We start from the raw sequence: 2,944 nt of genomic DNA, 5'->3' as shown, positions 1-2,944 counted from the left end.
CCATGGCACCGCCGAGGCCGTCGTCTCCGCCGCCCGCGACGGTGACGGCGACGCGCGGAAAACCCTCGCGACGCATCTCGACCGGCTCGGGCGCGCCGCGGCCCAGGTGGTCAACCTGCTCGATCCGGACGTGATCGTGATCGGCGGCGGCCTGTCGCGCATCCCCGAGCTGATCGCCGGTCTGCCCGGTGCGATCGCCCCGCACGTCTTCTCCGACGCCTTCGACACCCCCGTGCGCGCCAGCCTTCACGGCGACGCCTCCGGGGTGCGCGGGGCGGCCTGGCTGTGGGAAGCCGACTAAGGGCGCCAGCTCGAACGGTCACCGCCGGCCCTTAGGACATCGGTGGCTTTCGGCACCGCGGACAAGCAAACCCCGTTGCGCGGCCGTCCTTCTATTCGGATCGGTAAAAACACCGTACCATCGGCCATGTGAAACACATGCCGGACAAGCATATTTACGGCTTGCCCCAGTTCTTCCCGCAGACTAGGTCTTGATCGCTGCAGGGAATCGCTCCGTTTTTACGATTATTCTCAAAAAATTCACCTGTTCAGCAACCACAATCGATAACCAGAGGTCATAAGGGCGGGAAAATCCGGGACGGGACTCGAACTCACTGTCGACGTCTTGGATACCTGCGATGCGCGTCCTCTTAGTCTCGTCTGCGTTCAACAGCATGACGCAGCGCTTCTTCGTCGAGCTGTCCGATGCCGGATACGAGGTCGCCGTCGAGATCTACGGTGGCGACGAGCAGCGCCTGGACGAGGCGTTCGCCGCGTTCCGGCCGGATCTGACCATCGCCCCCTTCCTCACCCGCGCGATCCCGGACCGGATCTGGCGCCAGCACCTGACGCTGATCGTGCATCCCGGCATCGAGGGCGACCGCGGCGCCTCGGCGCTCGACTGGGCCATCCAGGAACGATGGGACCGGTGGGGCGTGACCCTGCTTCAGGCGGAAGCCGAGATGGATGCCGGCCCGATCTGGGCGACGCGCACCTTCCCGCTGCGCCAGGCGCCCAAGAGCAGCGTCTACCGGCGCGAGGCGATCGACGCCGCAATCGCCTGCCTGTGGGAGGCGCTCGCCAACCTCCAGACGCCGGGATTCCGGCCGAGGCCGCTCGATTACGCCGCCCCGACCGCGCTCGGCCGGCTGCGTCCGTCGATGAAGCAGGCTGATCGGTGCATCGACTGGAACCGGTGCGGGACCGCCGAAATCCTGGCGCGGATCCATGCGGCCGACGGGGTGCCGGGCGTGCTCGACGCGATCTACGGCCTCCCTGTCTTCCTCCACGCCGCCTGCGCGGAGCCGGACCTGCGCGGCGCGCCGGGCCAGGTGATCGCCCAATCCGAGAGCGGCGCGATCTGCCGCGCGACGGTCGACGGCGCGGTCTGGATCGGCCGCCTGAAGCCGAAGCTGGAGGGCGGCGGCGGGATCAAGCGCAGCGCCGTGGACGTGCTGGGTGACCGGATCCCGGCCGACCTGCCCGTCGCCGCCCCGGCCGGGCTCGCGCATCCCAACCCGGTCGAGGAGGTGCGCGTCGAGCGGGCCGGCACTGTCGCCACCCTGCATTTCGACTTCCACAACGGCGCGATGAGCACGGTACAATGCCGCCGACTCCAGGCGGCGTTCCGGCAGGCGGCGGAGAGTTCCGCCAAGGTCATCGTGCTGGCGGGCGGCGACGACCACTGGTCGAACGGCATCCATCTCAACGCGATCGAGGCGAGCGCCGACCCGGCCGCGGAATCCTGGGCGAACATCGTCGCGATGGACGACCTGGTGCGCGAGATCATCACCGCGACCGACACGATCGTCGTCGCGGCGCTCGGCCGCAATGCCGGCGCGGGCGGCGCGATCCTGCCGCTGGCCGCGGATTTCGTGCTGGTCCGGGACAGCATCGTGCTCAATCCGCATTACCGCACGATGGGGTGGCTCTACGGCTCGGAATACTGGACCTATCTGCTGCCCCGCCGGGTCGGCTGGGAGCGCGCCGTCCAGTTGACCGAGGGATGCCTGCCGATCAGCGGCCGGCGGGCCGCGGAGATCGGCTTGGCCGACGAGGCGATCCGGGGTGATGCCGAGCACTTCGCCAGAACCGTCCAGGCCTTCGCCGCAGGGCAGGCGGAACGCCACGCCGCGCTCACGGACCGCAAGCGCCTGCAGCGAGCCGAGGACGAGGATCGCCGGCCGCTCGATGCCTATCGCCGGCACGAGCTGACGCAGATGGACCGGAACTTCCATCAGTCGGACGCGCCCTATCACCGCGCCCGCAGCGCCTTCGTCCACAAGCGCCCCGCCTGCTGGTCGCCCGTCTCGGTGCGCATGCTGGCCGCGCTGGATCGCCTGGAGACGATCGCCCCGCCGGAGGCTTTGCGCGGATCGGCGTTCTAGGAGGCCACCCCGACGGCCCCGCCGAACCACGACTTCCATCCCAGATCCCGTCTTGAGGCGCGGGAGTTACAGGAGAGGTCAGGCCGATCGCGGCAACCCCGGCGTCACCTTCGGGGCGGACGCGCGCGGGGCAGCCCAGCCCCGGGCGGCGGGAGACCACAGGGTCGTGTCCGGCCGGCCCCTTGCCGCAGCCGGGAGGGCAGGGCAGGAGGGCCGACCCTTCGCCGCGAAGCCCCGATGATCGTCCGCACCCGGCCCAACCTGTTCACCCTGTTGTTCACGATGCAGGGCTCGATCCTGCCGCGGGTGGCCCAAAAACTCGTCGGGATCGTCGCGGTCTCCTGCCTGGTGGTCTGGGCGGAGGCGCGCTGGCCCGCCTTCTTCCCGGTGACCGCCGGGGTCGCGCCGTTCACGCTGGTCGGCCTCGCCCTGTCGATCTTCCTGAGTTTTCGCAACAACGCCTGCTACGAGCGCTGGTGGGAGGCCCGCAAAGCCTGGGGCAGCCTGATCGGCGAGGTGCGCAACCTCGCCCGCCTGCTGCCGGCCCTGTTGCCGGC

Annotated in this window: 3 protein-coding genes; all 3 read left to right on the top strand. The window is 69.7% G+C overall.

The features are described 5' to 3' along the window. Positions 1–301, top strand: a 301-nt coding sequence (locus FV228_RS25380) for an ROK family protein (RefSeq protein WP_147857082.1), incomplete at its 5' end; no start/stop codon positions are given. A gap of 337 nt (positions 302–638) precedes the next feature. Further along, on the top strand, positions 639–2,387 hold the full coding sequence (locus tag FV228_RS25375; RefSeq protein WP_147857081.1) for an enoyl-CoA hydratase-related protein: 1,749 nt from the start codon (positions 639–641) through the stop codon (positions 2,385–2,387). A gap of 237 nt (positions 2,388–2,624) precedes the next feature. Continuing rightward, a partial coding sequence (locus FV228_RS25370; RefSeq protein ID WP_147857080.1) for a bestrophin occupies positions 2,625–2,944 on the top strand: 320 nt, incomplete at its 3' end.

It is taken from the genome of Methylobacterium sp. WL18 (assembly GCF_008040015.1).
Lineage (GTDB): Bacteria > Pseudomonadota > Alphaproteobacteria > Rhizobiales > Beijerinckiaceae > Methylobacterium > Methylobacterium mesophilicum.
The sequence above is the reverse complement of the archived record's forward strand: the minus strand, read 5'-3'. Positions and strand labels throughout refer to the sequence as shown.

What these genes read in the sequence shown, in the direction of transcription:
- FV228_RS25375 (WP_147857081.1), top strand. Translation starts at nt 639, where the DNA reads ATGCGCGTCCTCTTAGTCTCGTCTGCGTTCAACAGCATGACGCAGCGC.